This is a genomic window from Desulfatibacillum alkenivorans DSM 16219 (assembly GCF_900142135.1).
Classification (GTDB): Bacteria; Desulfobacterota; Desulfobacteria; order Desulfobacterales; family Desulfatibacillaceae; genus Desulfatibacillum; species Desulfatibacillum alkenivorans.
Map to the genome: position 1 here is coordinate 57,887 of NZ_FQZU01000012.1, position 23,518 is coordinate 81,404.

The 23,518-nt window shown below is 54.2% G+C and carries 20 protein-coding genes; 9 read left to right on the forward strand and 11 right to left on the reverse strand.

What is annotated here, in order from left to right; translation table 11 throughout:
• Window positions 1–70: 70 nt before the first annotated feature.
• The 6 genes from BUE18_RS11715 to BUE18_RS11740 all read left to right on the forward strand — a co-directional run bounded on the left by BUE18_RS11715 (window position 71) and on the right by BUE18_RS11740 (window position 6,112).
• A complete protein-coding gene (locus BUE18_RS11715) occupies window positions 71–640 on the forward strand; it encodes a DUF4125 family protein (protein ID WP_073475874.1) in 570 nt (189 codons plus the stop codon).
• A 71-nt stretch (window positions 641–711) separates the two neighbouring features.
• Window positions 712–1,725 (forward strand): hypothetical protein, encoded by a 1,014-nt coding sequence (locus BUE18_RS11720; RefSeq protein WP_073475876.1) that lies wholly within the window; start codon window positions 712–714, stop codon window positions 1,723–1,725.
• A 17-nt stretch (window positions 1,726–1,742) separates the two neighbouring features.
• The gene (locus tag BUE18_RS11725; RefSeq protein ID WP_073475877.1) at window positions 1,743–2,612 is read left to right on the forward strand and encodes a UbiA family prenyltransferase; all 870 of its coding nucleotides are present in this window, start codon (window positions 1,743–1,745) and stop codon (window positions 2,610–2,612) included.
• Window positions 2,609–3,670 carry a hypothetical protein gene (locus tag BUE18_RS11730; RefSeq protein WP_073475879.1) on the forward strand — a complete coding sequence of 354 codons (1,062 nt, stop codon included), beginning with the start codon at window positions 2,609–2,611 and terminating at the stop codon, window positions 3,668–3,670. Before BUE18_RS11725 ends, BUE18_RS11730 begins: the two co-directional genes overlap by 4 nt.
• Before the next feature lie 283 nt (window positions 3,671–3,953).
• Window positions 3,954–4,919, forward strand: a complete 966-nt coding sequence (locus BUE18_RS11735; protein ID WP_073475881.1) for a hypothetical protein — start codon at window positions 3,954–3,956, stop codon at window positions 4,917–4,919.
• A gap of 41 nt (window positions 4,920–4,960) precedes the next feature.
• A complete protein-coding gene (locus tag BUE18_RS11740) occupies window positions 4,961–6,112 on the forward strand; it encodes a hypothetical protein (protein WP_073475883.1) in 1,152 nt (383 codons plus the stop codon).
• Window positions 6,113–6,590: 478 nt separating this feature from the next.
• Here BUE18_RS11740 and BUE18_RS11750 read toward each other — a convergent pair whose 3' ends face one another.
• From BUE18_RS11750 to BUE18_RS11790, 9 genes are all read right to left on the reverse strand, one after another.
• Window positions 6,591–8,150, reverse strand: coding sequence for an OmpP1/FadL family transporter (locus BUE18_RS11750; protein WP_170868336.1), 1,560 nt, complete (start codon window positions 8,148–8,150; stop codon window positions 6,591–6,593).
• 152 nt (window positions 8,151–8,302) lie between these two features.
• A complete protein-coding gene (locus BUE18_RS11755) occupies window positions 8,303–9,439 on the reverse strand; it encodes a transporter family protein (RefSeq protein ID WP_073475889.1) in 1,137 nt (378 codons plus the stop codon).
• Between the two features lie 86 nt (window positions 9,440–9,525).
• A complete protein-coding gene (locus BUE18_RS11760) occupies window positions 9,526–11,049 on the reverse strand; it encodes a C39 family peptidase (protein ID WP_073475890.1) in 1,524 nt (507 codons plus the stop codon).
• Between the two features lie 198 nt (window positions 11,050–11,247).
• Window positions 11,248–11,814, reverse strand: a complete 567-nt coding sequence (locus BUE18_RS11765; RefSeq protein ID WP_073475892.1) for a hypothetical protein — start codon at window positions 11,812–11,814, stop codon at window positions 11,248–11,250.
• A 27-nt stretch (window positions 11,815–11,841) separates the two neighbouring features.
• The gene (locus tag BUE18_RS11770; RefSeq protein ID WP_139264700.1) at window positions 11,842–12,336 is read right to left on the reverse strand and encodes a DUF6160 family protein; all 495 of its coding nucleotides are present in this window, start codon (window positions 12,334–12,336) and stop codon (window positions 11,842–11,844) included.
• 96 nt (window positions 12,337–12,432) lie between these two features.
• Window positions 12,433–12,918: a hypothetical protein gene (locus tag BUE18_RS11775; RefSeq protein ID WP_073475895.1), complete on the reverse strand. Its 486-nt coding sequence runs from the start codon at window positions 12,916–12,918 to the stop codon at window positions 12,433–12,435.
• A 124-nt stretch (window positions 12,919–13,042) separates the two neighbouring features.
• The gene (locus BUE18_RS11780) at window positions 13,043–13,501 is read right to left on the reverse strand and encodes a DUF6160 family protein (protein WP_139264701.1); all 459 of its coding nucleotides are present in this window, start codon (window positions 13,499–13,501) and stop codon (window positions 13,043–13,045) included.
• A 48-nt stretch (window positions 13,502–13,549) separates the two neighbouring features.
• Window positions 13,550–14,011: a DUF6160 family protein gene (locus tag BUE18_RS11785; protein WP_073475899.1), complete on the reverse strand. Its 462-nt coding sequence runs from the start codon at window positions 14,009–14,011 to the stop codon at window positions 13,550–13,552.
• A gap of 30 nt (window positions 14,012–14,041) precedes the next feature.
• The gene (locus BUE18_RS11790; RefSeq protein WP_073475900.1) at window positions 14,042–14,500 is read right to left on the reverse strand and encodes a DUF6160 family protein; all 459 of its coding nucleotides are present in this window, start codon (window positions 14,498–14,500) and stop codon (window positions 14,042–14,044) included.
• 902 nt (window positions 14,501–15,402) lie between these two features.
• On the opposite strand from BUE18_RS11790, the gene BUE18_RS11795 reads away from it, so the two are divergent.
• The 3 genes from BUE18_RS11795 to BUE18_RS11805 are packed head-to-tail and all read left to right on the forward strand — an operon-like array spanning window position 15,403 to window position 21,616.
• Entirely contained in the window at window positions 15,403–17,304 is a 1,902-nt protein-coding gene (locus tag BUE18_RS11795) for a tetratricopeptide repeat protein (RefSeq protein WP_073475902.1), read from the forward strand.
• Window positions 17,301–19,697, forward strand: coding sequence for a tetratricopeptide repeat protein (locus tag BUE18_RS11800; RefSeq protein WP_073475904.1), 2,397 nt, complete (start codon window positions 17,301–17,303; stop codon window positions 19,695–19,697). Before BUE18_RS11795 ends, BUE18_RS11800 begins: the two co-directional genes overlap by 4 nt.
• Window positions 19,697–21,616, forward strand: a complete 1,920-nt coding sequence (locus BUE18_RS11805) for a tetratricopeptide repeat protein (protein WP_073475906.1) — start codon at window positions 19,697–19,699, stop codon at window positions 21,614–21,616. The genes BUE18_RS11800 and BUE18_RS11805 overlap by 1 nt, the downstream gene beginning before the upstream one ends.
• 241 nt (window positions 21,617–21,857) lie before the next feature.
• Here BUE18_RS11805 and BUE18_RS11810 read toward each other — a convergent pair whose 3' ends face one another.
• Window positions 21,858–23,111 carry a formate/nitrite family transporter gene (locus BUE18_RS11810; protein WP_073475907.1) on the reverse strand — a complete coding sequence of 418 codons (1,254 nt, stop codon included), beginning with the start codon at window positions 23,109–23,111 and terminating at the stop codon, window positions 21,858–21,860.
• A 47-nt stretch (window positions 23,112–23,158) separates the two neighbouring features.
• Complete coding sequence (locus tag BUE18_RS11815; protein WP_073475909.1) at window positions 23,159–23,506, reverse strand: response regulator; 348 nt, start codon at window positions 23,504–23,506, stop codon at window positions 23,159–23,161.
• Window positions 23,507–23,518 lie beyond the last annotated feature (12 nt).

Consider the following 23,518-nt stretch of genomic DNA (forward strand, 5'->3'; position numbering starts at 1 on the left):
CCCAAGGATCAGGCCTTTTTTGATTTGCATCGCATCGATTCAATCTTCAATAATCGCAAGGGCTGAGTGTATGCAATCCAATGAATCCATCATAAATGACATCATCGCCCTGGAACTGGAAATGTTTCTGGCCGTCAATGCCAAGGAGCCGGCTGCGTGCCAGGATAACCCGGAGCGATTCCGGGACATGCGCAAAGCCCAGTTTTGGCCCTGGTCAAAAGAAACCCTGGAATCCTACCTGCAGGACCTGAAAGACGCTGTCCGGGAGGGCAAAAATCTGTTCACCTTGAAATACGCGCGCATGGACAACCTGATTCCCCGGCTAAACGCCAATCCGGCCGTGTTGGGCATTGCAGAGGCCCAACTGGTATGGCAGCGCAGGCTGGCTGAGGAATATCCCAAAACCGTAGGCCGGGGCCGGTCCCTGGAAGACGGGGATGAGAAGTTGGGAGGCGGCTCCTTTTTAGTGTATATTACGTCTGAACTGGAAACCTATTCGGACCGCACCTTGGCCTTGCTGGAGCAGGATGTTTTAAGGCATCTGGAAGCAAAGACGAATATGTCCCGGATCGTGTACGAGAAAATGGTTTCGGACCTGGGATACAAATCCCTGGACGAAGCCGAAGCCCTGGCCCGATAAAGCAATGGGGTCAAATCTACGTTTGACGTTTGAGAATTCCGAAACTCCAACCCGGCCAAGTGAGGCGAAACATGGAAACCGCGAACAAGCTGGAAAGGTTCCGATGCGTCATGGGGCCGGGCGATCATAAGGCCTTTTTCATCATCGCCCTGGCCGCGCCTGTATATTTCGTCCTGTTTTCCCTGTTAAGAAGCTATGTGGAAACCGCCTTGATGGGAAACTATCCCATGTTCTCCTATTACCGCGGGCTCCATCATGTCTTATGGAACGCCACGGCGGCCCTTGTTTTGATCATGACCCTGCAGGCCTTCACCCGCACGGAGCCGAGAAAGCTCATGGGCATGCTTTTCGGCGTGACCTTCATGACTTTGCCCCTGCTGCATTCGTTGGCCTCCGGCGCTCCCCTGGAGCTCACTTATCTCCAGGGCGGAGTTAAAAGCATATTGCGAGACATAGCTACATGCTGTCTGTACAATCCTAAAAATCGTCCTTTAAGCCTGGAGATGTTATTGCTTACGGCGGGCATAGGCCTGCTTTGCTGGATGATCACCGGGAGCAGGCTCAAGGGGCTGGGGGCTTTTTTTGCGTCTTACCTGACGGGAACCTTAACCGCAGTCCACTGGATCGGCCTTTCCTCCAGGCCCGAGGCCCTGATCAAAGTGCATACGGAGCTTAGCATCCACCCTTTTCAGGCCGTGGTTTATTCTACAGGCGCCATGGGCGCGGCCCTTTATGCAGCGTATAAGCAGGGCCTTTTTCAACAGGATTCCCAGGCCTGGAAGCGGTCTTTCGGAGGGGGCGCCGCCGCATGGGTTTTATGCTCGGCAACGGTTTTTGCTGCTGGATGGCGCCAGTTCCTTTTTGACTCCATAGCCGCCGGACTGCCCCTGTTTTTATCCGCAGCAATCATCTTGCGGCTGCAGCAGGAAGGATGGAAAAGCAGGACGACCATCGTTTCCATAGGCTTGCTCACGCTGCTTTTGTTTTTTCAGGTTTTGGTAATGGGGCCCATGTATCTGGGGGTGCAGGAAAGCCTGACCGGCCCCGGCGCCGTCCAGTGGATTATTGCGCCCGTAACCGGGTGAGCTTTTAGGGATCAACTATGCCGCCAGTCAAAGCGTATCTTCAATTGTTTCGGCCCGACGCCGCGCTTATTTCGTTCGCCACCTATCTGGTGGGGGCGGTGCTGGCCAACGGTCTGGATCTGATGGACGTGGCGGCCGCCTTTTTGATCACGGGATTTTCCACCAATTTTTGCTACAGCTTCAATTCCTGGGCCGATTGGGAAACGGACGCCGTCAACAAGCCCCACAGGCCCATTCCTTCGGGCAGGCTGACGCCCAGGCAGGCGTTGATTTACAGCATGTTTTTGCTGGCGGCTTCCCTGGTGTATCCCTTTTTTCTGGTCAGACCCGGTTGGATGCTGTTCGCCTATCTGCTGTTGCCCTTGCTTGGCCTGTCATATTCCGGCAAGCCTTTCTCCTTGAAATTAAGGCCCCCGGCCTCCGTGTTCGCCGTGAGCGGCGGGCTAGTCATTCCTATCATTGTGGGCTATTACTCCAATGTGCGAGGCGCCGCTCCCGACCTTCGGGCCTTTTTTCTGGCTCTTTTCGTTTATTGCCTGGCAATTATTCCCCTCAAGGATATTGAAGACGAACGCGGAGACGGCGACTGGAACCTGTACGCCAAATACGGCGCCCGGCTGCCTTATTACGCCCTGGCCGGCCTGTTGATCGACGCGGCGCTCCTGTCGGTCTTGCCGGCGCCGCCTCTTTTGAAGGCCGGGCTGCTTCTGCTGTTTCTTCTTACGGGCCTGATGATCCGGTGGCACATGGCGCGGCCGGACCAGATGGGCTTTTTGTACCGGAGAAACATCCATATTGTGGAGGCGGGAGGAGCCTTGTTTTTGGGCTGGCAGGTGTTATACAACAAAGGCGTCATCAGCCTGAGTTTGATGGGAGGCCTCCCATGACCCCCCACAGCAAGGGAGCCGCCCCTGCGCCCGAGGGGAAGGCGGCGGAAGGCTTGTCCATAATCGGGCGCTTCAATGCCTGGCGGTTGAGAAACCTGATTGCCGTCAATGTTTTTGCGCCGTTTTTTTTCGTGCTGGTCGTGGGGGCAAGAATATATATTGAAACAGAGCTATTAGCCCCCGAACCCTACTTTTCGTATTACACCCTGTGCCACCACATGCTTTGGTTTGCAGGGACCTTCTTAAGTTTGATGCTGGTGATTCACTTCATCATCAAAACGCCTATCAAGGATTTGTTCATCCTATGCTACGGCTCGATTTTGGTGTTCATTCCCATATTGTATTTACTTCTGACCGGGCAAAAAGCCGCTCTGACCTATTTGCGGGGAGGATTTTGGGAAATCCTGAAGCACGCCCTCACCTTTGTCTGGACCTGGGAGGCGGACCGGGCTTTAAGCATTGAACTGGGATTGATTTTCGCCGGGATAACCGGTCTGGCCTGGCTGATAACCAAAAGGCCGGGAAAGGCGGTGTTGACCGGCGCGGTCTCGTACTCCGTCCTGATGCTGTGGGCGGTGCATTGGGTGGGCAAGACGCCCCACAAATATGCGGTGTTTTCCATCAACACCTGGATGGTTTCCAATTGCCTTATCTCCGTGGTTTTGCTTCATGTGTTCTCGTTTCTGGTTATAATAACCATATGGCGGGCGGGGTTATTTCAAAATGCGAAAAAGGCGTGGAAGGCGGCGTTTATAACCGGCGCGGCTGCCTGGATAGCTTTTTCCCTGATCATGAAAATAACGCAATGGTTCGTGCTTCCATTCGATATAGCAGCCTCGGGCCTGATCGTTTTTACGGACGCGGTCATATTGACGGCCCTTTACAAAGGGTTGAAAAAAAACATCTCCCGCATTGCTCTGGCGGCGCTGATCGGGCTGTTTTTTGTCCAGGCTGCCGTGATGGGCCCATTGCTGATTCGTGCGGAAGAGGGCCTGATTACCCAGGGCGAGCTGCAAAATAAGACAAAGAGGCTTGAGGCGGTTTTACCTGACGCTTAAGAACGGGATTCATGGGAAAAAATATCCCATTTTTACCTTTAAATGGCAGGATTAGGTTTGACATTGCCAAGTCATCCTGATATAAGAGGATTAATCACCCATGCCTGCATTCAGGCTGGGCCGGGGGGGCAAAACAGCCTGTCATTCTTGTTTTTTTCCAGTATTAACTCATCGGGCGCGCGTATCGCCGTATAATTATCATCCGTTATAAAACGGCCGTTGATTTCCGGCTCCAGCAATATCCGCGTATTCCGAAAAATTTACCGCCAGTGGAGGAAATGACGTGCAGACGGAAAGACAACCAACAGACCAGGAACAGGAAGGCAGCGCCGGAAAGGTCGCCTGGTCCCTCTTGGCCGTTTTTCTGATTGTTTTTCCCCTCATTGCCATAGGCCGCATTATGGTGGCCACGGACGATGAGTTGGCGGACATCCGCGCTCAAGCGGTTGCAGAGATGGAGATAGACCATCGCAACCTGGCGGTCACCTACGTTTCGTCCTTCGGGTGGAACGAAAGCATGACCAACAGGGCCTACAGCCTGAACTACGACGTGGCCGTTTTGAAGATCAACGCCCGAGTGGCCATGCAGGACGTTGAAGGCGACCGCATCGCCGCCCTTAACTACACGGGGTTTTGGGGGGTTTCCGACGGATGGGATTTCTATGTCGACGCACATACCTTCGGCGATACCACGGGGGTCGGCGATGACGGCATAATGATCATGAACGGAATTCGGGTGGAACTGGCTTACGACGATATAGACAGCGTGGACCGGCGCTTTTTGTTTTTCCGATTCGGCACCGACGATCAAACCGGCCGCTTTAACGTACAAAATCACATGAGGTATATCAGCTTTGACGGCATCCTGGACAACAACCTGGAAGAAACGCTAAGCTGGCCGGATAACGATACGGAGCCTTACATGCGGATGAACTATCACCGCCAGACCCTGGCCGCCAGTCTGCCCTTTGAGACGGGACTTGGGAAGCAGGCGCTTTCTGCGGTCAACTACATGGATTTCGGCGTTGAGTACGATAGCAACGGCAATCCCGCCAGTTCCGGCCCCACGGACTTTTATATTTCCATCGCTGATACAATTACTGCAAAAAGAGGCACAGCGGTCATTACCAATGACGGCCGGGCTTTGGGGCCGTGGAACATGGCCAGGAACTCCATTCCCGGAAGAGGGCTCTGGATGCACTTTCAGAGAGGCTTTGTCAGTGCGGAAGTTGATACGGGCAATTGGTAGCAATCTTCCAAAAAAGCAAAACCTGCAAAGGGTGACCACAGATGATCAAATGGCTGGGCGCAAGCATCGTTGCAATGCTCATGATAATCGTCCTGATCAGCCAGGAACCGGCTGGCGCGGGCATGGCGCCCGTGGGGGATGAGGATCTTGCCGAAATCACTGCGCAAACGGGCATCAATCTGTACGGCTCCCTAAAAGCCACCGCCGGCAACCTCATCATCGCCAGTACGGCGGGCGGGCTGAAACTGGGCGGCTGGCGCCTTAATAACGCCACCACCTCCACGGCGGACCCCGCCAGCACCACCGACGGAACCATTTCCTTCAGCCAATGGGGGCCTTTTTCCATCAATGTGGGCTATAGGAATGCTCCCGCAGGAAAAAGAGCCGTGCTGCGCATCGGCCTGGACGCCCGCGTGAATGATGACGCTCCCACCTGGGTCTTTAAAAATATCCAGATGTGGCAGGATGAAGACTGGAGCAGCTACAGCGGCGCGCCCTACTATAACGGTGCGGACTGCTTAAGAGACGATCCTTCGGGAAATTTCTGGAACTATGACTGGTCTGCAGCCAATCCTTTGACCGACTTGGAAGAGGGAACCTACGCAGGCGCGCCAAATACCTACACCGCGGGAAACCACACGGAAGCCGGCTGGATAGACATTGGCGGCCTGTATCTCACCACCATCCATTTGTGGCAATCCTACATTGATATTTTCAACGACGGACAGACCTCAACCTCCCAGATTCAGGGTTACGGCCGGTTTTTCGGGACGGTGGAGAGGACGACCATCCAGTGGGGACAGACCTATTTGGACGGCGCCGCGGTCATAGACAACCTGACTTTCAGCCGGCTGCCCGTTTCCACGGGCGGAACCACCGACAACTACATGATCCTGGGAAACGAAACCGGCGGCGACCCCCTGGTGTGGGATCAAACCTCCAACTTCCGAGACTCCACCGGAACCATCCGCATGAACAACATGCGCATCTGGTTTCCTTTTGAAGGCTCCCTGACCTGGGATAATTTTGCCATCAGAGACACCAGCTACACCCGCAGCGACGGCCCGGTCGACGCTAATGGATACCTGAACCTGGGCGCCTTGGAAGTAAATCATCTGCGCGGCACCATCACCATTGACTTTCCCCAACAGGAAAACCCCGACGCCTACGACGGCGGATGGTGGAATTACTAAGTTCCTTCCCTTTTCAGACCATTCCAATATGATTTTAAGCCATAAGCCAAGCCGTTTCGCCGGCCCCATGCTTTTTCACGAAATACATCCACCTCGGACCTTTGAACCGGTGTGAAGCTGCTTTTATGGATAGATGCCTGGTTGCCGTCATTCACGCAATTTACTCATTCTTTTAGTCCACACCCTGCATATATTCCACAACCTCCCTGGGCCCCATTTTCCGGGAATGCACAGATAGGAGGGACGCGAGCCTTATCTCAACCGTTTTGCTTCGTGAGACATGGGACTGCCGGGAAAATAAGTTCCTGTCCCGGGAAATCTCCCCCGCCCCTGGCGCCGCGGCTCATCCCACTGCCCGTTATCCCGGCAAGGGACAGCATGCCCCAAACAAACTGTTGGGGAAGATGGAACAAAACAGGCCCTTTGTCCGTGACAAAGGGCCTGTGTATTTCCGGCCGACGATTTTCGCTGCAGCGGATTACCAGTTATAGCGCAATCCCATGGAGATGAACATACCCGTGGTTTGCTGGTAGTAATTCAAGTGCGCGTAGGGGTTGTAAATCAACGCGGTCAACTCGCGGGTGTTCAGGTTTCGGCTCCTGCCCCCGTTGTCGTAGTCCATTTCAATGTCTTCCGCCATAATAAGGCCTACGCCCATATCGAGAGTGGCGTTTCTGGTGAGCTTTAGGCCAAATCCGCCGGATAGAATTTTCATGTCGGGAAGCACCATCATGGCGTCCCTGTATTCCTCCCTGACGGAGGTGGGACGATCCTCGTAGCCCAGGCGAAGGTCCAGCCACGGAGTGGCGGCGAATTCCAGGCCGAAGCAGGCGTGGAGGGTGTCTATCATGTGGCGTTCGAACACAATGGTGCGGGTTCCGTACTGGTAGCCTAAAAGCTCCGCCAGCTTTAATACTTGGAGATCATAGTCAAACTCAAAGATGTTGCTTTCCATGGTGGACCACTGGGTCCACTGGAGATCGGCGGTGAGCTTGAGCCTTTTGAAAGGCCTGATCATGATGCCGCCCTGAATATGGCGGGGCTGGATCATTTCCACCGAACCGCGGCCCGACTGATAAGCCAGTCCGCCTTCCGTGGGCAGTCCCAGCGACTCGGTGAAGATGCGGATCAAATCGTTGGCAACCAGCCAGTCCATCATGTTTTGAAATTTCTGGGAGTATTCCAGGGTGAAATGTCCGGAAAGCTCCTGCTTGACTTCGCTTTGGTAGCACAAGCCCACCGAAAACCAGTCTCTAGGCTCCCACAGCATGCCTACATTAAATCCAGGGGAGAAGTTGTCTTCCAGGCGTTCGGCGTGCATGGTTCCCATGTCGTCAAAGGCGTACATGCCGCCGCCGAAGAGCGGAAGCGGTATCAGGCCCAAAAACAGGGACTCGTCTATGTCTTCCGTAAGCTCGCCCAGGGTGCCTGTCAGGGCTACCATGTCATTGGGGGCGCGCATTTGCATCCTGACCCCCATGGAAGAAAACCCAAGGCCGATGGATGCGCCTAAAGAAAGCGTGTCATTGACCTGGTAAGCAATGCCCGGACCCACAACCACCCGGGATAAATGCATCATTTGGGCGCCGTAAGTTGCAGGGCCGGCCGGGTTTTCCATACCAACGGCCATGGGCGCATACATGGCCAACCCCACCGCCCATTTCTTGCCTACCGGGTGATAGCCCATTCCCGTGTAAGGGGCGAAGCTGACGTTGGACACAGGCCCGTTAAAGGGAAGACTGATGACCATGCCTTCCGAGGTGCTGCTGCTTCCGGCCACCGGGTCGTCGCCTTGCCCGAAAAATGCGGTGTAAGAGTCGGGCTTGCTCCATTGCTGTGAAACATTGAAGTTGGGAAGCAGGGCCCCCAACTCAAGCTCCTTTCCCCGAAGTTTTATCAACCCCGCAGGATTGTAATGAATGGAAAACACTCCCGGAGGGCTGGCTGTCACGGCGTTTCCCAAGGAAATGCCCCTGGTGCAGATGGCGAATTGCTCAGCCACGGACGCAAAAGCCGGCGGAGCTGATAAAACAAGCAAAAGCCATCCCGTCATGATAGCCAATAAAGCCTGGAGCTTTATTAATTTGCAGGATTTAATGGATTCAGGCCGCAAAAATATTGTCATTTCCTCACCGGATCAAACAAATTGACTTTAGCAGACAATTTTTAAATAAAGCGTCTTTTAAAAGTCTACAGTGAAAATTCAAATGGTATACTTGCGTTGATGGAGTAGCTTTCTATGCCGATCAACCCGTAGCCAAGGCCCACGGACAGAGTCGTCTTGGGAGACAATCTCCAGCCGGTGGAAATGCTGAATGAAGCAGTGCTGGAGTCGTCACCCTCGTAGACTCTGGCATTATAGCCGTACAAAGGCCGCAGCCGGAACTCGGCGCTGGATGTATGGCTTGCGTTAAACCTGAATGTAAGCGACGTCGTGTAGGACAAGGAAAAGCCGAGCCCGAATGCATAGCTGATGGTATGGCCGGGCCTGACTTCCTCCAGAACCATGACCTGGGAATAGCCGTCCGAGCGCTTCTGATCCAGTCCCGTAACCCGGGCGGAATAGCCCCCGGTGACGGCGCCGAAAACAATGACAGGGTCCAGAAGTTTGCTGAAGCTGGCGCCCACGCTGAACGAATGAGCCCCGTCCCCTGTGGACATTTCGTTGTCAGGATCAATTTTATAGGGGCTTCTGCCAGTGGGCGCCACATACCCGAAAGACATCAAAATGGCGGGCCACTTGGCCGTCTCTTGCTTGGCCTGGTATGAAAGCCCAAAAGACATGTCCCCCAAATCGGAAATGCTTTGATCTTCCCCGGACACCTGATACTTGTAAATGAAAGGAATGGACGCGCTCAGGGAAACCTTATCCATGAGGCCGTAGCCCACGCCGATGGAGTTGATCAGGCTGTAATAGCTTTCCCGTTCAATATCCACGTATTGATAGGCCAGGCCGTCCGCAGTCTCCGTGGCGACGCGGTCGTAGGATGAATGGCTGTAGGCCAGGCTGTACCGCATTTCAATGGTGCGGCTTTTCAAAAGCACAAATTCGGCCGTGTCCTCTTCCGTCGCTCTCAAAACCTCTTCGGTTTTTCGGCGTTCCGAGGCCTCCTCCCTGGTGGGCATCAGCGCTTTTCTGGCGTTGGCTTCCCGTTTATAGAGGTCCAGTTCATCTTCCAGACTGTCAAGACGCTCCTGCAAGGTCCTGAAAGCTTCCACCTGCGAACCCGCGGCTTGGCCTTCTGAGTCAGCCGCCAATAAAGGAAGGGCGCCAAGGCTCAGAACCATTCCCAAAATCACCGTGATTAAAATAAGATGGCGTGGCAAGAAAAATCTCCTTTCCAAATGATATAAGGCGCACTACCGCCCTGGAGGGGCCGCCACTAATTCGGTTGCAACAAGCCGGAAGTCAGCTAGTTGGTCACCACTGTCGCCGTGCCGCTGTCTGAATCCGAACTGTCGTTGGAAACCCGTATTTCAAAACGCGTACTTGCGGAGGAGCTGGCGGTCGCATCCGGGGCGGTGAACAACACATGGCCGGGAGCAACCCGGTAATTGATCTTGTTGATCGCCATGCCTGTCACGTAATCCGCCTCGAATTGCGAAGCAAGAATGGAGGGCTGTGGGGTAGTAAACGCCATAATATGGCGAGCCATCTCATTGTCTATAAAACGGAGGTCGTTTTCGGTTAATTCCAATGCATGGAAGCGGCGATTGCCGGCGTTTCCAACGCCGTCTACATAAAGACCGCCGTTGGCGCCGTCTTCTCCATTGCCGTAGCCGTTTCCATTGCCATAGCCGTTTCCGTTGCCATAGCCATTGCCGTTTCCAAAGCCGTTTCCGTTTCCGAACCCATCCCCGTTACCAAACCCCTCACTGTTGCTGTACCCGTTTTTATTCCCTAATGGGTCGCTGTTTCCGAAACCGTTTCCGTTTCCAAATCCGTCGCCGTTTCCAAAGCCGTTTCCATTACCATGGGCATTGGGCTCCAAGGCTCCGTCCAGACTGTTTCCCTGAATGCCTCCATAGTAAAGGCCTAATGCGTTGATTTCCTCCGGCGAGGATGGAATTTTTGACCGGTTGTTTGCGGGGCCGGAACCCGCCCCGTTGCCGTATCCGTTTCCGTATCCGTTGCCATAGCCGTTGCCGTATCCGTTGCCATAGCCGTTTCCGTATCCGTTTCCGTTGCCATAGCCGTTCCCGTTGCCATAGCCGTTCCCGTTGCCATAGCCGTTTCCGTTGCCGTATCCGTTGCCGTTTCCATAACCGTTTCCGTTTCCGTATCCATTGCCTGAACCTGGCGCAGCCGCGTATACGGCGGCCTTTCTTCCGGCTGGCGTTCGATAGGAATTGGAGGTCTTGGGCAATACGACAAAGATGACGTTCTTATACCATAATCGTTCAAAGGTAGCCAGAGGGAAACTGATGTTGCCCATGGACGGATCCGCAATCATAACGTGTCCGTTATAAATGCCTTTGACAACCACGAAATGCAGATATCCGAATAGGTCGATGGATACGATGTATGGAATTTTGAGTTTTTTAGCGTCGTCTATTTCCGCTTTATATCCATGGGCTTCATACCCAAGGACTTCCACCAGGCTCTTCATGTCCAACAAGGAAAAAGCCCGGCTTTGGGATATGCGCTCCACGTCTCCGTAAGTCAGCAATCCGTTGATGATGTGGGGTTCGGTGAGATTTTCCCCCAGGTAGTAGTTGAGCAGGGTGGTCAGGGCTGCGGAGCCGCAGCTGTAGTCGTACATCTGGCGCACGATATTGTGGTATCGGTGTTCCGACAAGGCGGGCAAAGACGTCCGGGGAGCAACAGGCTGCTGCAAGCCGGTCTGAACCATATAAGTCCCCTGAGGAAGAGGCTGAGGTTCATAAAATCCGGTCAGCATAGCCACGCCGATTAAAAAGCCTGCCAGAACGTGCATAATTTAATCGCATCCCCGGCTGATTCCTTAAAGGAATCCGCCGCTTGATTATTGTTGGAGCCCTGGCCCTTCCGATTCCCGCCAATTCGCTAATTCGCCGGACTCGCTGATTGTGTGTATATTTCCAAGGCCGGAAATGCAGTCGCCAAAATGGATTTGCCTGTTAAAGCGCTCAATAGAACCGGCGCGGACGGCGTCTCACCGGGTCCGGATAAAAAAACTGCTGTGTTCTATGTACATGTCTCCGAAAACCCAACCGCCAAGCGAATCCCCCATGTCCTGCCCGTCGCCCAGTTTGATGGCGTCAAACGAAACCCTGCCGATGATGTCAGGCAGGCTGATGGCCATGTAGCTGAACTCGTTGCCGTAGCCTGTGTCAATCACCAGATTGTTGATGATCATCGGCCCGGTGGGGTCATTGCCGTCATTCATTTTCATTCCGGATAAAGTCAGGTATCCGGGCGCCCCGGCCACGCCGTCTTCTGCGTAGCCGTCTTTGTCCTTCCAACAGAGATAGCCGTCCGTGACTTCCAGGCTGACGTCTATTCTTATGCCTATTTGCCCTGTGTGAGAGGCAAGGTCGGACCGATCCATTTCCTCCAGATCATTTTCCAATGCAAAAAAGCTCTCAAGGCCGGGGTCGCGCATGGGGACTTCAACCGCGTCAGGATAGTCGCCGCGGATGTCCTGCTCCGGGCTTTGGGCCATGGCGCCGGGCAAAGCCAGGAGAATTGCGCAACAAGCTGTGAGGATGCTTTTTTTCATGAGTGCGTCTCCTAAAAACGCCGCAACTTAGGGAATCGGCTCAATGCGTATGGTGCTTCCGCCCATTTGAATGCCTGTCATGGCGATCCGTCCGATGTTAAATCCAACATCCGGATCCTTGCCGATTTTAAAGGAGTCAAATCCCCATCCGGAGTCATCGTCCTCCGTAAGCGTGCCGATGCCGATGATCAGATAAGAGCTTGATCCGTCGCTTCCAACGTCAATGGTCCAGTCTTCTCCGGTGACCGGCGTTCCCGCCGAACCGCCGTTAGCCCAAAAATCGCCTAAGGTGATGCACGCACGGTCACTGTAACCCCCGGTGTCGTCCGGGAAGCCGTCATAGTCCATAAGAGACAGGTAGCCGGAAGTCGCTTCAAAAGCTACGTCAATGGTGATTCCCACTTGCCCGGTGACCTCGGATAGATCCTCATCCTCAAGGGCGGACATGCCGCAATAACCAAACGGCGAAAAAAACGCCATACAGGCAAAGGCTATTATGAATGCATATATTTTTTTTGCCATGGAAGCCTCCCTGGCTGTTTTGTCAGGCATTTACGGTTATGGGCTCCGATCCGTAACAAATAGCTAAAACAATGTTCTCGAATTTCAATTAAAAAATCAATGGGGCGATAGCAATATTGTGTCCTTGGATAAATCAATGTCCCTGATTGTTATACTCCCCAGGCTGTTTTCCCTGGCGCCCTCGATGTCTTTTCCTAAAGAAATGTTTCCTACGGTGAACTCGCCCGATACTTTGGGAAGATTGATTATTAACACGGTTTTTCCGGCGGCGTTGGCGTCTGCATCAATGGTCAGCCCCTGAATCATTAAAGGGCCGTGTCCTCCACCCGCATTAAGCCTCAGATCGTCAAAAAGAAGGACGCCCTGATTGTTTTCATCCCCGTCGAGTCCGTCCTGGTCGATCCAGGCCGTGTAGCCGTCCACCAACTTGATGGACCCGTCTATGGCTATGCCCACCTGGCCGGAAAGCCCGCCCAGTTCCTCGTCAAGCTCCACCATGTTGTCAAACGCAGAATGCCCGGCGAAAGCCAGGGCTGGAAATAGCAGGGCGCAAAGGGCGATGATGAAAAAACGGCGTCTCATGGTTTTGGTTTCCCTCTTGCTCTCCTCCTCAAAGACTGCGGCTCTGCAAAAACGGCCTCCGAAAATGGCTGTGGGGGAGGGCCTAAGCCCTCCCCACAGTTTGTTTTTTCCGGAGAACGCGTTGTCAGTGAGCCGTGACTCGAATCGTACTGTTCTCCATATTCAGGTCCCCGATGAAAACCCGGCCCAAGGACCCGCCGGAGGCAATCTGGGAGCCTATGTAGATCTCCTGAACGCCCAGTTGGCCCTCGATGGACGGCAGCCCCATCAAAAGATAGGTTTCTCCGCTTAAGTTGGTTCCCACATCCAGGGTTATGCCCGAGATGGTGATGGGCGCGCCGCTGTCGTCTATGGTCAACCCGTACAGGGTCAGGGAACCTTCATTTTGGGAAACCGTCGTGCCGAAACCGTCATCATCGGTCCATGCCAGATAGGAGTTGTTCAGCTGCCATGTCAAGTCCATAGTGATGCCGGTCTGGCCTGTCACCTCGCCCATGTCATCCTCCGTAAGGGAGTCCATGCGGGCGAAAACGGTCATCGGCAAAGTCAGCAACATCATGACTATGACAGCGAATCGAGTCATTCACTCCACTTCCTGCAATGCAAAGTCAAACAGCGTGCACGGCGCCGCTTAGTGCGGGTAAACCGTACAGGTGGTGGGGGCGTAGTCGATGTTGCCCCAGGTGATGGCGCCAAGGGAGTTTCCGGCCGTGGCCGAGCCTCCTATGCGCACCTCGTCTATCTGCACATGGCCCGTGATCTGCGGAAGCCCGATGCACAAGGCCGGGTTTCCGCCGCTGTCGGTTCCCACGTCCAGAGTCAATCCGGTCACCACCATGTTGTCGTTGGCCCCTGTCTTGGTTATGTCCAGACCGTATATGGTCAGGGCGCCCTGGTTGGGGTACGAGCCGTCGTCGCCGTCTGAGTCTGTGATTGCAACGTAGCTGCCGCTAAGGTGGGTTTCAAAATTAATGGTGATTCCCACCTGCCCGTGGATGACTCCCATGGAGTCCTCCGACATGCTTTCCATGCGGGCCTGGGCGGCAATGGGCGCCATTAATAAAACCACCATTATAATCGCCAGCGTTTTCATGCAAATCCTCCGTTCAGGCTGCAATGCATCCTAGTGAGGCATAACAACGACCTTGCTTCCGCTCATGTTCAGGTCGGAAATGGTCAGGGAGCCCAGGCTGCTGCTCGTGGTGGCGGCCGTGGATCCGTCGGTGAGATAGATGTTGCCAACGGAGATGTCGCCCGTCATGGCGGGCAGGCCGATGACCAGAGAGGCGTCATCAGCGTCAATCGTCAGGCCGGTCATGGAGATAGCGTTGCCGCCGTTGTCAATAGTGATGACGCTCAGTTCCAGTGCGCCAGTGTTTCCGCCGCCGGGCGTGGTGGTTTCGAAGCCGTCGGCGTCCGTCCATTCCACGGCCCCGATGGTTGCCTTCAGGCTTTGGTCGATGGTGATGCCGACCTGACCGGTGACGTCGTTCAGGGAGCTTTCGTTCAACAGACCCATGTCCGCCAGAGCCATTCCGGGAACGAGCATCAGGATTGCCGCCAAAATAACTAATTTCTTCATGCCATACCTCCTTGGTAAAATAAAGTGTTGTGGTTTAAGGGTAAAAGGTTATCAAGAATCAGGCCCTATGCCTGTTTTCAGCAAATGCGGATTTTCACTTATAACATCGTTCTATCCCGTGCGTAGAAAAATACGCCCGGAGTAAATTCCGGCTTGGTCGGAAAAACCTTGAACATCGGCTGGAGCCAGCCGTTTACGCCCAAATGGAGTTTTTAACCAAGATTAATGTTTAAAAAACCGTTTCCTATTGTGAAAACTGAATAATGAGGCTTTGTTTAGCCAAAGATTGCGGTGGGGCGGGTGCTGATCAGGGCCGTTTTTTGCCGGGAAGCCCTTCCCCCTGGTTGCGTCACTTCCATGTGTGTGATAGACTACTCGCCGAACTGATAAATCCCCCTTGCCGGCGAATACGCCCCCCCTTTAGTTAGGCATTCTTCACCCTTAGAGACGTTTATATCCCGGTTTTTTCTCAAAGTCAAGATCTTATCGTATTTTTTTCTTCATGTGTACAGAATTGTTCCGGGAAGCATGGCGTCTGCGAAGTAAATTGGCATCTGCTTGTGGTTTTTGTGTATATATTAGTTTTAAAAATCAATTCTTTATTTTTTTGCATGCAGGTTTATGCGGTCCATCGCCCCCTCCAGGGAGGGGCAAACAGGTCCGGCTGACTGAACATGGGCGGGGGTTTAATGAATAATTGCCTAAATGCCGGAGTATGGGGAAAAAATTCCCATACCTTAATCTATGGAAAATGGCGCTGGGGAGTCTAAATAGTTTTCCAAATTCTTAACCCCAACAAAGGACTGTCCCAATCCCGCCGGATGTGCTAAGTTTGGAGCCTTCAAACGAAGCGCCTTGATTCGTTCACCGCACCGCTATCCACACATCTTTTGGAGGGGAAAATGAAAACTAAACCCGTCCCTGACGCAGCGCCCGGAGGCGAGGCTTCCAAGGCCGGTCCCGGAGGCAAGGGCGTTTACTGGGGGATTGCAGCCTTCGTTCTATTTCCGCTGCTGACCCTGGCGCTTTACCATGGCGTATTGCACGGCCCCATGATCTTCGATGACCTGGCCCAGATTAAGAACAACTTCCCCTTGCAGCAACAGAATCTTGATCTGAAAAACATCCTGGAAGGCTTGAAGGAATCCCGCCTGGCGGGCCGTTTTGCAGCCAACTTCACCTTGATGATTAACTATCGGTTTGGCTTGCTGGATCCCTATGGCTACCATCTGGTGAATCTTGGCATCCACGCCGTCACGGGCATTTTGGTTTTTTTCCTGCTCCGGATCACCTTGCTGCTGTCGGGGAAGGGCGAAAACTTCCAGGAAGACAGGGCGAACCTGATAGCTTTTTTAGCGGCGCTTTTGTGGCTGGTCCATCCTTTGGGAACCCAGACCACCTCCTACATCGTCCAGAGGATGAACGGGCTTTCCACCCTGTTTTTCGCCGCAGCCTTGCTATCGTACATCCGCGGCCGCATGCAAGACCGCAGAAGATATTTTCTTTTGTGCGGGCTGTTTTTCGCCCTGTCCCTCGGCTCCAAGGAAATCGGCCTGGTTTTGCCCGTGATAATCGTAATCTATGAATGGTATTTTTTTCAGGACCTGGATTTCGCATGGCTGAAGCGCGGGCTTCCCTGGTTGGGCGGGGCCGTCCTGTTAGGCGCCCTGGCGGGGGTTATCTATTTTGACTTCCATCCTGTTCAAGGCGTGATGAACTATTACGGAATTCGGGATTTCACCCCCATGGAGCGAATTCTCACCCAATTCCGGGTGGTCCTGATGTATCTGACCCTGATTATCCTCCCTTTTCCCGGCCGAATGAACCTGGAGCATGACTTCCCCCTGTCCCACTCCCTGTTTGACCCAATGAGCACATTCCTTTCTTTGCTGATCATCCTGGCGCTGCTGGGCGCCGCAGCCGCCCTGGCAAAAAAGCACAGAATCGTGAGCTTCGCCATCCTGTGGTATTTTGCAACCCTTGCTTTGGAGTCCTCGTTCATCCCCATCGAACTGGTCTTTGAACACAGGACTTACCTGCCGTCCATGATGGTCATCCTCGCCTTGACCTTGCTTCTCTTCCAGGCCATGTCCAGCCCCAGGAAGGCCGCCGCGGCGTGCGTCTGTGCGGCTCTCTTGCTTTCCATCGGAACGGTTTACAGAAACCGGGTCTGGGCCGACAACCTGGTCCTCATGGCCGACTGCTTGAAGAAGAGCCCCAACAAGACCAGGGTGCTGCAAAATTACGCCGCGGAGTTGAGCGACGATAAAGTGGGCAGATACGGGGAGGCGGTGGTTTATTACCAGCGGGCTTTGAAGCAAGACCCGGACAATGTCAAATGCAACATATTTTTAGGGGCCTTGATGGCGCGCCTGGGCATGCTGCATCAGGGCGCTAAACATATTCAACATGGCCTGGCGCTGGAGCCCGATAATTACAAGGGCCTCTATCAAATGGGAATGTTGCTCATGCGGGCGAACAAGCCGGAGGAGGCCCTCGCCTACTTTAACAAGTCCGTGGAGTTGGAGCCCAGGTACGCCCCTGCGGTCCACAACCTGGGCCTGGCCTATCAAGTGCTGGGGGATCAGCAAAAAGCGCTGCAATGCATCAAACGTTCCATTGAACTGGCGCCCGCCGATCCTCGCGGGCATCATAATTACGCCATGCTGCTGAAGAAAATGGGGGACTACAAAGGGGCCAAACGCCATCTTTGGCTGGCTTTGGAATTTGCGCAAAAGCTGGGGATGGATAACAATGTCTCACAGGCCCGCGCTGAACTAAAAGCATTGGAGGGCCGCACATGAATACAATGAATGAACCCAACACCTCCGGCTCCGCGGAAGACGCCGGCTTAAGCAAAGACCTTTTCGGCGCGCACGAGATGATTTGGCTGGCCGTATTGCTATCCGTCTGCTTTTGGTTGTATTGGCCCACCCTTACAGGGCCTTTTATTTTCGATGATATGCACAATATCCTATATAATCAGGACGTGCAAATCAACTCCGTTAGTTCAGACGGCCTGATGCAGGCCGCCTTTTCCAACCCCGATTTTTTCCGCCCGCTGCCTATGGCGTCCTTTGGCTTGAATTATTATTTTCATGGGCTCAACACAAAAGGCTACCACCTGGTCAATATTTGCATCCACTTCCTTACCGGGGCCTTTTTATTCTTGTTTTTCCGGCAAATGTTCATGCTGCCTTTTTCCGGCGTTAAAATGAAACATGCGACCCTCCCTGCGGCCCTGGCCGCGTTGCTGTGGATGGCGCACCCGGTCCAGACCCAAAGCGTTGCATACATCGTCCAGCGCATGAACGCCATGGCCGGCATGTTCTTTGTCCTTACCCTGCTGCTTTACCTGTACGCCAGGACAAGCCCGGATAAACGGCGGGCGCATATCTTGTTCGGGTTGGGCGTTCTCTCCGCATTTTGTGCGTTAGCCTCCAAAGAAAACACCTTGGTTCTGCCGGTGATCATTCTGCTCATGGAATGGTTTTTCTTTCGGGATTTATCCAAAAGCTGGCTGACGGGAAACTGGTGGAAGATCATCCTGGGCCTGGCGGCCTTCGGAGCCCTGGCGTGGTTGGCCGTGGGCGAAGACGCCGTGGGCATGTTGAGCGAAACCTACGCCCGCCGGGAGTTTTCCATGTGGGAAAGGGTGATGACCGAATGGCGGGTGGTGGTGTGGTATCTAAGCCTGCTGGCGGCGCCTTTGCCTTCCCGCATGACTTTGCTGCACGATTTTCCCGTCTCCCATTCCTTGTTTTCCAATTGGCAGACATTGCCCGCATTGGGAATTATAATCGCCCTTGTCGTCCTGGCTGTTGCCCTGGCGAAAAAGGAGCGCCTGATTTCATTTGCCATTTTGTGGTTTTTCATAACCCTTGCCATCGAATCATCCGTAATCGGGCTTGAATTGGTTTTCGAGCACAGGCTCTACGTCCCTTCCATGATGCTGGCGGCGGCATTGGTCGTTCTGGCCTTCCGGGTTATTGCAAAGCCTATGGCTGCGGCCCTTTTGATCTTGGGCGTAACAGCGGCCTTTGGCTGGTCGGCCTATGAACGAAATACGTTGTGGGGCGACGGCGTGGCTCTTATGCAGGACTGTGCGGCGAAATTTCATGACGCCAGACCCTATTATAATCTGGGCCACACCCAGATGATAGCGGGAGATCTGCAAGCCGCCGCCGAAAGCTATAAAAAAGGGTTGCAAATCGACGAACTATGGCTGAATTCTCATTCGGACGCAAAGCCTTTGCGGGTAAAACTGGTCCAACACCGGACGGGAGTCTCCTACACGGCTTACTCCGCCATTTTATACGAGATGGGAAATACTGAGGAAGCCGTCCAGGGGTACTATAAGGCCCTTACGTTTAAACCGGACTCCGATCTCGCCTTAAACAACCTGGGCCTCATCATGGCGAAAAACGGCAAGCTCCGGGAGGCGGTGGATTATTATCAAAAGTCCCTGGCCGCCAACCCCCAAAGCGCGGAAACCCTCGCCAACATGGGGGACGCCCAGGTCGCTCTGGGAAACCTGGAAAAGGCCAAAGGATTTTACACCCAGGCCTTGTCCATGGCTCCCAACTCCTTCCAGGTGCATGCCAGCATGGGCAAACTTCTGGTCAACCTGGGCGAATTTCAGCAAGGCGTGGACCATTTCACCGCCGCCCTGGCTATCGATCACCAGGACCAGGAAACCCAAAACGACCTTTTGCTGGCTTTGCGAATAATAAATGAAATCGAGCGCCTGGAAGACGCCATACAAATCCGGCCGAACCAGCCTGCAAACTACTTTGCTCTGGCCAAACTGTTGGGGCGGTACAATAAAGCGGACCGGGCCGAACAATTATGCCTGCAGGGCCTGGAAAAGGCGCCTTCCGACCCCAACGGCCTTAATCAATTAGCTAAAATCAGGATGGATCAGGGGCGGTACGGCGAGGCGGAAAAGCTGCTTTTGGAGACGGCCCGGGTTTTGGAGGAAAACATTCCCTCCCTATACAACCTGGCTTGCATGTACGCACGGCAGAACAAAAAGCAGGAGGCCGTCAAATACCTGAAAGCGGCGATTGACAAGGGCTTTGGTTCGTGGGAATTACTGCAGACCGATCCGGACATGGCTAATATTCGGGACACCGAATTCTTTAGGGACTTGATGCGTCAACAGGCAGGCGGGACCAGCGCAACGGACATGGGTTAATGATTCCACCAAAGGCCTTTTTGGACAGCCCCTGGAATAACGACGCCGCTCTGAACACAGGGAGGCTCCTTTATCCCTTGGCGCTGTGCGCCTTGGCCGCGGCCATGTATTGGCAATGCATTTTTTTCGACTTCGCCAATTACGACGACCTTGCGTTAACGGCCAACAATCCCCTGATCAAAGACTTGAGCCTGGAAAGCCTCAAACGCATTTTCACCTTTTTCTCCCTGGAAAGCTACTATCCCATCCGCCTGCTTTCCATCGCCGTTGACCGGGCCGTTTGGGGCGCAAACCCCATGGGCTACCACCTGACCAATGTGCTGGTCCATATGGCGAACATCCTCATGGCTTTCGGCCTGGCCAAGACCATCGCCGGGCAAAGGGGGTGGGACGGGCGGTCTTCCCGCTTTCTGGGCGTTTTTACGGCCATGCTATTCGGACTGCACGCTGCTGCGGCCGACACCGTGGCGTGGATTCCCGGCAGAGAGGAACTGCTCATGTTCTTTTTCTGCCTGCTTTGCCTGCGTTTGCACATCCATGCGGATCACTCCCAACGCCCCTTTTTAATCCGCGTCCTGACAGCCTACGCCTGCGCCTTTTCCTGTCTGTCCAACGTGGTGGGGGCCGTGACTCCCGCCCTGGTCGCCCTGTACATCCTGACCCTGGACCGGAGCGGCGGTTGGAAAAAGGTTTTAAAAACAACCTGGTTTTTGTGGATCATCGGGGGAGGGGCGATTTTTATCAAGGCTCTGTCCCTGCTGGCCTGGGACGAATCCAGCCGAACCATGCTTCTGCCGCATCTGCCCTCGGCCTTAAGATATTTTCACGAAATCCTGGCCGCGCCGCAAATCACCTACAAAGACCCCGTCTCCCTGGCTGAAAAAATCCGGGCCGTCCTGTCCGTGTACGGCGGCAACCTGGGACATGTCTTTCTGCCCCTGAAGATGCCCTGCCTGTACCCGGACGACATCCCCAAGAGCTTTTTCAGCCGACATGTATCAGGCGGTCTGGCCGCCGCGACGGCCACTGGCGCGGCCATGTTCCTTTTGCGGAAAAACAGGATGTTCCTGTTCGGCGCCGGATGGTTTTTGATCGCCCTGGCGCCCAGCTCACAAATCCTGCAGCACCACATCCCAAGGGCGGATCGGTTTTTATACCTGCCCTTGTTCGGATTCGCCCTGGCCTTGTCTTACCTGGCCATGGCCTGGGACAATAAGCGCAACGTCAAACTGGCCAGGATGGCCCTGATGGTGTTTGTGCTGTTTTTGGCTGTGAGGGGCGGGCTGCATCTTCCCGTGTGGGAGGACGGCATGGCCTTGTATCAACACGCCGTGAAATCCTATCCCAACAATTTTCAGGCCCACTTCTTTTACGCACAGGAATTGAAGAGAAAAGGCTTTTACGAAGAGGCCCTGCTGCATCACGCCATAGCCATTAATTTAAGGCCCAGGGAGAAATACATCTGGCATCCTTATTATGAAGTGCTGATAGACATGGGCCGGCTGGACGAGGCAGAGGCCATCGCCCAAAAAGCCGTCAAGGACTTCCCCCGGGACGCCCAGGCCCATAACAACCTGGCTATCATCCTTTCGGCCCGTGACAAAGCTGAACAATCCCTGGCGGAATTTGAAAAAGCCGTGGCTTTGAATCCTAACAGCACCATTATGCGGGAAAACGCGGCGGACGAATACGCCCGGAGAAACCAGCCCGAAAGAGCCGTCCATCATCTGCGGGAAGCCCTGAAAATCAGCCCGCGCACCGCCATACTGCATGTAAGGCTGGCTATTGAACTGGAAAAATTGGGAGACGTTTCCGGGGCGATTCATCACTACAAAGAAGCAAAGCGGTACAACCCCACCTTTGTGGGCGTGGACTTTCAAGTTAAACGCCTGCTCGACAAAACCAGCCGTTCAAATTGATTCCGGAGCAGACGGAGAGCGGCGGCTTCTGGCGTAAAAAAGCCATAGAGGCCCTTCCGCAGTATCAAAAAGGGCTGCAAACCTCCTTTACTCTTTCGCTAATTCTAAAAGTTCGTCATCCCGGCAAGGGCGATCCGCTTTCCAGGATCGGCCGCAAGCCGGGACCCAGTGTCCTTTTGCACTTATCTTGGAGTTTATTCGCTTGCTTAATAGCAGCCTGGCGTTTTGAGATGACTCCTCATCAGCGGCCGGCTGGTCGTAAGTAGGCGCCCCAATACCCAAGACCCACAAACACCACCCCGCCAATCACATTGCCGATGGTCACCGGAATCAGGTTTTTGAAAACAAAGGCGGCCCAGGTCAGCGTATTCAGGTCAATTCCCTTAGGGGCGACCCCGTACCAGTCGTTAAGCAGGATGCCTGCTGGAATGAAATACATATTGGCGATGCAGTGCTCAAATCCGATGGCCACGAATCCCATGATGGGAAAGAAGATAGCGAAAATTTTTCCAATGGTCTGACGCGCGGACAAAGCCATCCAAACGGCCAGGCAAACCAGCCAGTTGCACCCAATGGCCCGGACCATGGCCTCCCCGAAATCCAGGCTGACCTTGGCGGCGGCCGTACTCACCGCCGCAGCCCCAAGGGCGCTTCCCCCCGTTTTCCACAGTCCGGAAAAAAGAAACAGCATGACCAGCAGGATGGAGCCCGCGAAATTGGCCAAATACACTATGCCCCACTTGGCCAGGACCTTGCGCCACGTCACCTTTCCGGTCATGACGCTGGAAACCATCAAATTGTTGCCTGTGAACAATTCGCCGCCCGCTATGACCACCAGCATCAGGCCCAGGCTGAAAGCCGAGCCCGTAACCAGTTTTTTCAGGCCGATGCCCATGGACGGATTCATGTCAAACGACACAGTGGTGGCTAAAAGCCCTCCAAAACCAATGTAAGCCCCGGCCATCATGCCTAATACAAACAAGGATTTCCAGGCGGAGGCGGCCTTTGCCACGCCCACGGTATGGGCCACGGTTTCGGCGATGTTCTTCGGCCCCTTGTCGTCCAGCATCTGGGTGGGAAAGTCCTTCAGAATGCTTTCAAACCGGCCGAGGGCCTTCTTCTCCCGGCCCAGTTTGTTGGCGATGGCTTTGTGCACGGTGGCGGCGATTTCCTCCGGCGTGAAAGGTTTGGCCTGGTAATCCATGGCGCCCCGCTTCATGGCTTCCGTGGCCCTGTCAACGGACGGATAGCCGCTGATCATCACCACGGCGGATTCGGGCGCCTCGTTTTCTAGCCGCGCCACCACGTCCAGGCCGTCCAGTTCCGGCATTTGCCAATCGCAAAGGATCACCGTGTAGGGCTTGGCGGCAGCCAATTCGAGCCCTTCCAGCGGATTGGTGGTTGTGGTCACCTGGAACCCTTCTTCCGTGAATATGCGCTGACAGGAGGCCAGCACCGCCGGGTCGTCGTCAATGATCAGCATAGTTTGCGCCATGTGTCGTGTTCCTTTTATATGAGGTCTATACCTGTTAAAGTTGTTTTTTATACTCCTTCAATGGCCCTCAGCAGCTCATCCGGAGTAAATGGTTTGGCAATATAATCGGTTACGCCCAGGCTCGCCCCTTCATCAAGGGTTTCCTGCATCAGGTAGCCCGTCATGACGAGGACAGGCATTTCCGGCCGCGCTTTCCCGGCGCGCCGGATCATTTCAAAGCCGTCGGCGCCAGGCATTTTGATATCCGTGATCATCAGGTCGAAAGATTCTTCGACGAGAAAGGACTCGCCCTCGTCAACCGTGTTTGCAACGCGGAGTTCGTGCCCTTCCGCTTCCAAAATTCTGCGGCAGCTCAGGATGATAATGGGGTCGTCATCGACAATCAGTATCTTCATAACAGTCCTTTG

Bases quoted from the DNA above. Each gene is read 5' to 3' on its own strand.
- BUE18_RS11715 (WP_073475874.1), top strand. From the start codon at position 71: ATGCAATCCAATGAATCCATCATAAATGACATCATCGCCCTGGAACTG.
- BUE18_RS11720 (WP_073475876.1), top strand. From the start codon at position 712: ATGGAAACCGCGAACAAGCTGGAAAGGTTCCGATGCGTCATGGGGCCG.
- BUE18_RS11725 (WP_073475877.1), top strand. From the start codon at position 1,743: ATGCCGCCAGTCAAAGCGTATCTTCAATTGTTTCGGCCCGACGCCGCG.
- BUE18_RS11730 (WP_073475879.1), top strand. From the start codon at position 2,609: ATGACCCCCCACAGCAAGGGAGCCGCCCCTGCGCCCGAGGGGAAGGCG.
- BUE18_RS11740 (WP_073475883.1), top strand. From the start codon at position 4,961: ATGATCAAATGGCTGGGCGCAAGCATCGTTGCAATGCTCATGATAATC.
- BUE18_RS11760 (WP_073475890.1), bottom strand. From the start codon at position 11,049: ATGCACGTTCTGGCAGGCTTTTTAATCGGCGTGGCTATGCTGACCGGA.
- BUE18_RS11765 (WP_073475892.1), bottom strand. From the start codon at position 11,814: ATGAAAAAAAGCATCCTCACAGCTTGTTGCGCAATTCTCCTGGCTTTG.
- BUE18_RS11770 (WP_139264700.1), bottom strand. From the start codon at position 12,336: ATGGCAAAAAAAATATATGCATTCATAATAGCCTTTGCCTGTATGGCG.
- BUE18_RS11775 (WP_073475895.1), bottom strand. From the start codon at position 12,918: ATGAGACGCCGTTTTTTCATCATCGCCCTTTGCGCCCTGCTATTTCCA.
- BUE18_RS11780 (WP_139264701.1), bottom strand. From the start codon at position 13,501: ATGACTCGATTCGCTGTCATAGTCATGATGTTGCTGACTTTGCCGATG.
- BUE18_RS11785 (WP_073475899.1), bottom strand. From the start codon at position 14,011: ATGAAAACGCTGGCGATTATAATGGTGGTTTTATTAATGGCGCCCATT.
- BUE18_RS11790 (WP_073475900.1), bottom strand. From the start codon at position 14,500: ATGAAGAAATTAGTTATTTTGGCGGCAATCCTGATGCTCGTTCCCGGA.
- BUE18_RS11795 (WP_073475902.1), top strand. From the start codon at position 15,403: ATGAAAACTAAACCCGTCCCTGACGCAGCGCCCGGAGGCGAGGCTTCC.
- BUE18_RS11800 (WP_073475904.1), top strand. From the start codon at position 17,301: ATGAATACAATGAATGAACCCAACACCTCCGGCTCCGCGGAAGACGCC.
- BUE18_RS11805 (WP_073475906.1), top strand. From the start codon at position 19,697: ATGATTCCACCAAAGGCCTTTTTGGACAGCCCCTGGAATAACGACGCC.
- BUE18_RS11810 (WP_073475907.1), bottom strand. From the start codon at position 23,111: ATGGCGCAAACTATGCTGATCATTGACGACGACCCGGCGGTGCTGGCC.
- BUE18_RS11815 (WP_073475909.1), bottom strand. From the start codon at position 23,506: ATGAAGATACTGATTGTCGATGACGACCCCATTATCATCCTGAGCTGC.